At 53.3% G+C, this 6,358-nt stretch carries 7 protein-coding genes; 6 read left to right on the forward strand and 1 reads right to left on the reverse strand.

What is annotated here, in order from left to right; translation table 11 throughout:
- Nucleotides 1–170: 170 nt before the first annotated feature.
- Nucleotides 171–422, reverse strand: a complete 252-nt coding sequence (locus tag CA13_RS30825; protein WP_146403219.1) for a hypothetical protein — start codon at nt 420–422, stop codon at nt 171–173.
- A 449-nt stretch (nt 423–871) separates the two neighbouring features.
- On the opposite strand from CA13_RS30825, the gene CA13_RS30830 reads away from it, so the two are divergent.
- From CA13_RS30830 to CA13_RS30855, 6 genes are all read left to right on the forward strand, one after another.
- The gene (locus CA13_RS30830; protein ID WP_146393626.1) at nt 872–1,150 is read left to right on the forward strand and encodes a hypothetical protein; all 279 of its coding nucleotides are present in this window, start codon (nt 872–874) and stop codon (nt 1,148–1,150) included.
- A gap of 117 nt (nt 1,151–1,267) precedes the next feature.
- Nucleotides 1,268–1,555, forward strand: a complete 288-nt coding sequence (locus CA13_RS30835) for a hypothetical protein (RefSeq protein WP_146403221.1) — start codon at nt 1,268–1,270, stop codon at nt 1,553–1,555.
- A gap of 1,581 nt (nt 1,556–3,136) precedes the next feature.
- A complete protein-coding gene (locus CA13_RS30840; RefSeq protein ID WP_146403222.1) occupies nt 3,137–3,553 on the forward strand; it encodes an SMI1/KNR4 family protein in 417 nt (138 codons plus the stop codon).
- An 850-nt stretch (nt 3,554–4,403) separates the two neighbouring features.
- Nucleotides 4,404–4,796 carry a hypothetical protein gene (locus tag CA13_RS30845; protein ID WP_146403223.1) on the forward strand — a complete coding sequence of 131 codons (393 nt, stop codon included), beginning with the start codon at nt 4,404–4,406 and terminating at the stop codon, nt 4,794–4,796.
- A gap of 103 nt (nt 4,797–4,899) precedes the next feature.
- Nucleotides 4,900–5,262, forward strand: coding sequence for a hypothetical protein (locus CA13_RS30850; protein ID WP_146403225.1), 363 nt, complete (start codon nt 4,900–4,902; stop codon nt 5,260–5,262).
- 494 nt (nt 5,263–5,756) lie between these two features.
- Nucleotides 5,757–6,203 carry a hypothetical protein gene (locus tag CA13_RS30855; protein WP_419195062.1) on the forward strand — a complete coding sequence of 149 codons (447 nt, stop codon included), beginning with the start codon at nt 5,757–5,759 and terminating at the stop codon, nt 6,201–6,203.
- Nucleotides 6,204–6,358: the final 155 nt, after the last annotated feature.

A 6,358-nucleotide genomic window follows, 5' to 3' on the forward strand; every position in this document is an offset into this window, starting at 1 on the left:
TGTGCTCTGCTATCGGTGCGTTGTCGATGATCCGCTGGCAATCGTTTGGTCCGACAACGTCGTTTGTTGCTTTCAAATTGGGACCTCGTTAAACTGATACTGCTAGGGAACGGACAACCGTCACCGAAGGGGCCGAAGGCTAAACTGACGGTGCTCGGTCGATTGATTCATTATGGTGACTCGATCGGCGTTTTACCCGCATCCGTGTGATAACCATCGGATGCAACGGAGGACCGGTGGTACGTTTTCTCGAATGGTTGCTCAACTCCCGGTCCCCGCTGATCCGTACCGTTACCCGACGTAACGATGAAGATCGTATCGACGTACAACATCGATCTCGTATGATGATCTCGTTTCGACAACGTGATCCGAACGCCAATGTCAAAATCGTAGTTTGAAAATTGCTCGTCTAAATTACCCATTGGCTAATGCGACTCCACGACGGCGTTTGGCTGGAACCTTGGCTAGCCTAACGTCGCTGCTTCGGTCTTTCGGCGTTACGCAGATGCCTGCCCAGCAACTGTTTTATTCGACACTGATTTGATACACTGATGCTTTCCGTGGTGACTTGCTCGGCCGTGATTACTTCCACGGAATTGACATTCAAATGGCCGGGATTTCGGGTAACCATCGGATGCAACGGAGGACCGGTGGTTCGTTTTCACGAATGGATAGTCAACTCCCGGTCCCCGCTGATCCGTACCGTTCGTTGGATAAAGTGAACGTCATCGTTTCCTTTTCATCACGACGCAAGCCAATATCGGTTACCCCTCACCGAATGGGATCGTAACAAATCTCATTCGCACGTTGACGCTAGATGACCGAACGCTCGCTCTTTAACGTGGCCTGTAAACTTCTTGGCCTGTGGCTGATGTTTCGAGCAGTGTCCGCATTTGTTTGGGCTTTTCTCGCTGGACGATATTCCGAACAATTTCTACTAGAGCCGCCTGAAGCGTTCGGATGGTTTTCCGGCGCGGTCGCACTGGCATTTGGGCTATTCCTTTGCTGCCGGTCCGGCTGGCTCACCCAACTGATGTTTCGCATTGACGGCCCTCTCGACTCTGAACGTGACGGATCGCCGCCGAGACGATTGATGCCGTACTCCGACGCCAACGATAGTAGCGACACTTCGATGCCCGACGAACAATAGAACACATCGCAGAATCGTGGCGAATTTGGCACTCGGCAACACGGACGGTACAATTATTGATCGGCTTGGGGCGATGGTCGCTCTAAAATCGCTGCAAAAACACCAACGAACCATGGGATGCACGCGGAGGACTCGGCAGCGCGTTTGCAAGTGGGTGCCGTTCCGCTCGTCCCCGGTGATCCCGGCCGTTATCCGATCAACGCCGATCGGTATGCTGGTGTTGGGCCTTGGCGTCACAACACTGGCTTGCGGCTGATGCCGGTGAACGATATACCCGACGAACCATTCCCTCGGACAACTTTTCTGGTTCGACCTTCCAATCTCCTGATGGCTTGCGCGAGCCTCCTCGCACCGACCATCGGCGTGCTCGGGCGACATTCGTTGCTCGACGACGGAACGTCCTGATGGCTTGCGCGAGCAATCTCCTGTTACCATCGGCTTGCTCGGTCTTGCTTTGGAACGTAAACTGGCATTCCACCTTCCACCTAAATTCACCACGAATAACCATCCGTTGCACTCGGAGCCGCGGGCCGCGCGGATTCTCAAATCAATGTCGTTTGCCGCGGCCCGGTGAACGGTGACGTTACCCGACGTAAAATGAAGATCGTATCGAACGACAACATCGATCCTGTTTGATGATCTCTTTTCGACAACGCGACCCGAACGCCAACGTCAAAAGCGTAAGTTAAAAATTGCTCGTCTAAGTTACCCGTTGGCTAATGCGACTCCACGACGGCGTTTGGCTGGAACCTTGGCTAGCCTAACGTCGCTGCTTCGGCCTTTCGGCGTTACCCAAAAACCTGCCCAACAACTGTTTTATTCGACACTGATTTGATACACTGATGCTTTCCGTGGTGACTTGCTCGCCCGTGATCACTTCCACGGAATCGACAATCAAATGGCCGGGATTTCGGGTAACCATCGGATGCAACGGAGGACCGGTGGTTCGTTTTCACGAATGGATAGTCAACTCCCGGTCCCCGCTGATCCGTACCGTTATCGTGCACGGAAATCTGTAGATCCGACATCACCTTCTCGCCCCGTTTCGCTGAAACGTCGCTAATCAGTTTGATGCTTGGTTGTGGCAACGCAACTCTGATAGAAGTCGGTTGTCTGGCGTAACAAGCGGACCGAGTCGAAACCACTCGCAAGCGTCGGCAGTGATTCGTTGTCAGTTCCCATATTCGCAATCGTTTGGCCGAGAGTTGTGGCACTTCAAAAACACACGCAAGCGTTTGGCGATGGATTTTCGTACTGCTCATATTCGCAAGGCGTAGGCTGTGCCTTTCCGGCATGGCAACAATTCACGGTGGTGCAATCACGCTCGCGAACAACATCAACGGCCCCATTGTTTTGGATTTCACTTGATTTGCGTTGGTAGATGATGGAGAATCTTCCTGTGGGACACAACTTGCGCTGACATCTCCAATGGAGAGATCAAACGCAGTTCAAAATTGCACGATAACAATACGTTGCACACGGAGCCGCGGGCCGCGCGGCTTTTTCTGCTTGCATGACTTTCGCCGCGGCCCGGTGAACGTTGCCGTTACCCGACGTAACATGAAGATCGTATTCACGTACAACATCGATCCTCTTTGATGATCTCTTTTCGACAACGCGATCCGAACGCCAACGTCAAAAGCGTTGTTTGAAAATTGCTCGTCTAAGTTACCCGTTGGCTAATGCGACTCCACGACGGCGTTTGGCTGGAACCTTGGCTAGCCTAACGTCGCTGCTTCGGCCTTTCGGCGTTACCCAAAAACCTGCCCAACAACTGTTTTATCCGACACTGATTTGATACACTGATGCTTTCCGTGGTGACTTGCTCGCCCGTGATCACTTCCACTGAATCGACAATCAAATGGCCGGGATTTCGGGTAACCATCGGATGCAACGGAGGACCGGTGGTTCGTTTTCACGAATGGATAGTCAACTCCCGGTCCCCGCTGATCCGTACCGTTATCCGACTGAAGATGCTCGACAACAATGACCGCAGACGAACTCGCCACGCTTGTCAAATCTACATTCGCGTTGTCTGACTACGCGGCGGAGCGATACCCTGCGGACGACCTAGAGCGCGTCACTGCCTTCTTTGGCAACTCGCTACCGCCCCTCTTTCTTGCGATGCGCGGGCTTCTCCGAACGTACGCAATACCCGGCGACCATCTACCCGCTGACGAAATGATCCATGACCACCAATGGGAAGTCGAGAACAACCCGAACTTTACGACCGACCACATACCGTTTTACGCGATTGGTAACGGCGACTACCTTTGTCTTTCCCGATCTGCCGGCACCAAGAGCCCCGTGCTCTATGTCGCACACGACGATCCAACCGTTGATACACTACACGTGAAATTCGACGACTACTTGATTGATGCTGATTGGTTTCTGCACACCTGATCTAGAACGTCGGATAACCATCGCATGCAACGGAGCCGGGCTTGCGAGCTTTCAAGAATGGAGCATCAACCGTCCCGGCCCGCTGATGCGTAACGTTATCACACTCCGGGCGATTGATGTTCTGCTATGGGGGCGCTGTCGATGATCCGCTGGCAACCGTTTGGTCCGACAGCGTCGTTTGTTGCTTTCAAATTGGGACCTCGTTAAACTGATACTGCTAGGGAACGAACAACCGTCACCGAAGGGGCCGAAGGCTAAACTGACGGTGTTCGGTCGATTGATTCATGATGGTGACTCGATCGGCGTTTAACCCAAATCCGTGCGATAACCATGTGATGCAACGGAGGACGGGTGGTTCGTTTTCTCGTCTGCTTGCAAGTCGTTCGCCCGTCCCCGCTGATCACTGCCGTTACCCGACGTAACGATGAAGATCGTATCGACGTACAACATCGATCTCGTATGATGATCTCGTTTCGACAACGCGATCCGAACGCCAACGTCAAAAGCGTTGTTTGAAAATTGCTCGTCTAAGTTACCCGTTGGCTAATGCGACTCCACGACGGCGTTTGGCTGGAACCTTGGCTAGCCTAACGTCGCTGCTTCGGCCTTTCGGCGTTACCCAAAAACCTGCCCAACAACTGTTTTATTCGACACTGATTTGATACACTGATGCTTTCCGTGGTGACTTGCTCGCCCGTGATCACTTCCACGGAATCGACAATCAAATGGCCGGGATTTCGGGTAACCATCGGATGCAACGGAGGACCGGTGGTTCGTTTTCACGAATGGATAGTCAACTCCCGGTCCCCGCTGATCCGTACCGTTACCCGACTGAAGCAAACTTGATTCCATGATCGTGATGCTCACTGCCTGGACTATTGTTGCACTGGGAATTGCGATTGCATCTTTCGCGATTGTTCACGAACGCGACTGGCGCAAGCGGCTTAACAACACTATTTTGATTGACGGGTTGGTCACTGCGGAACTCGACGACCCTGAATGGGAGAACACCCGCGCTGAGATTGAATATCAAATCAACGGCTCTTCGTACCGCTTTGTCTCGAACTACGGGACAGGAATGCTGGCTGTGGGTGATCGTGTGCGTGTGGCCGTCAACACTGAAACTGGCGACGCTGAACGCCTTGCATTTGTGACTCGTTGGGTGTTTACTTTTGGTCCGATTCTGCTCGGTGGGATGTTCGTGCTTTTCGGACTTTTGATAATCCGGCAATTTGGCGGGTAACCATCGCGTGCACCCGAGCACGCGAGCCAGGCGGTTTTGAAATTGAGAATTTTTCGCGCGTGCCGGGTGACGCGTGACGTTACCCGACTGAATGAAGCACACAATGAAGTACATACCGATTGCGCTGACACTCGCGCTGTTCTGCTCGTGCACGCCACAATCGGGCGACGACTATGACGCTACGTATCAGCAGCAACTCGACGACTACGATCGGCAAACCGAACAGACGCAAAAGCAACTGGACCAAACACAAAAACAGCTCGATCAAACTCATCGACAACAAGACGAGACTGAACGTCAGCTGCACCGATCGAAAGCACATGCTGAACGCTACGAGGTACTTCTTGACCGCTGGGAGGAACAGGCAGACCGTCAGGACAAGGTTCTCGATGCGTTGGAACGCGTTTTATCACGAAAGAATGCCGGTGACGTAAACTCCAATCCGGAACCGGAAGACGGCGGGTAACCATCGGATGCACGACGAGTCGCCGAGTCGTGGTTTTTGAAGTGGAGGATCGCTCGCGGCGACCGCGTGATCCGTGACGTTATCCGATCAACGACGATCGGTATGCTGGTGTTGGGCCTTGGCGTCACAACACTGGCTTGCGGCTGATGCCGGTGAACGATATGCCCGACGAACCATTCCCTCGGACAATTTTTCTGGTTCGACCTTCCAATCTCCTGATGGCTTGCGCGAGCCTCCTCGCACCGACCATCGGCGTGCTCGGGCGACATTCGTTGCTCGACGACGGAACGTCCTGATGGCTTGCGCGAGCAATCTCCTGTTACCATCGGCTTGCTCGGTCTTGCTTTGGAACGTAAACTGGCATTCGACCTTCCACCTATATTCACCACGGATAACCATCCGTTGCACACGGAGCCGCGGGCCGGCGGATTCTGAAATCAATGTCGTTTGCCGCGGCCCGGTGAACGGTGACGTTATCGGACTGAATTCAATTGATGATAAATCCATACCAATCATCGGCGGCGGAACGTGCCCAGTTGGCACCGAGGATTCACACCTTTCGATTCATCGCGATTCTGCTTGCCTGCTTCGCCGCCATTATCGGCTATCTCTACCTTACGCCTTTTCTGACCTCACCGATAGCAATGTGGGGATGGCAGAATTGGTGTTTCGGATTTGCGCCAGCGGCTTACCTTCTATTTTGTGCCGCCGTGGCGGTGCCAACCGAATGGTACGCGAAGCCAATTGCCCTGCGTTTGCTACCACTTGTGCTGTCTCCACTTCTCTTGGTGACGTGCCTGATCGGATTTGTGTTCTACATCGACGCTGCAAACATTTTTACCGCCGTCTACGTTTTGCTCGGTCTTTTTTGTCCCGTGATTTGGATATACTTTGCGTTGTCCGTTCAGCGAACCTTTGTGCTTCTTCGCAGTGGCCGATAACCATGTCGTGCAACGGAGCACGGCATGACGCGATTACAAATGGTCGCCACATTGGCCGTGCCCGCTGACGACTGTCGTTATCCGACTGATAGAAGGCCATGAAAGCTGACTCGCTGTACGATCCACAGTTTGTCCGTGGACTCTTCGACGAAATG

It is taken from the genome of Novipirellula herctigrandis (assembly GCA_007859835.1).
GTDB lineage: Bacteria > Planctomycetota > Planctomycetia > Pirellulales > Pirellulaceae > Novipirellula_A > Novipirellula_A herctigrandis.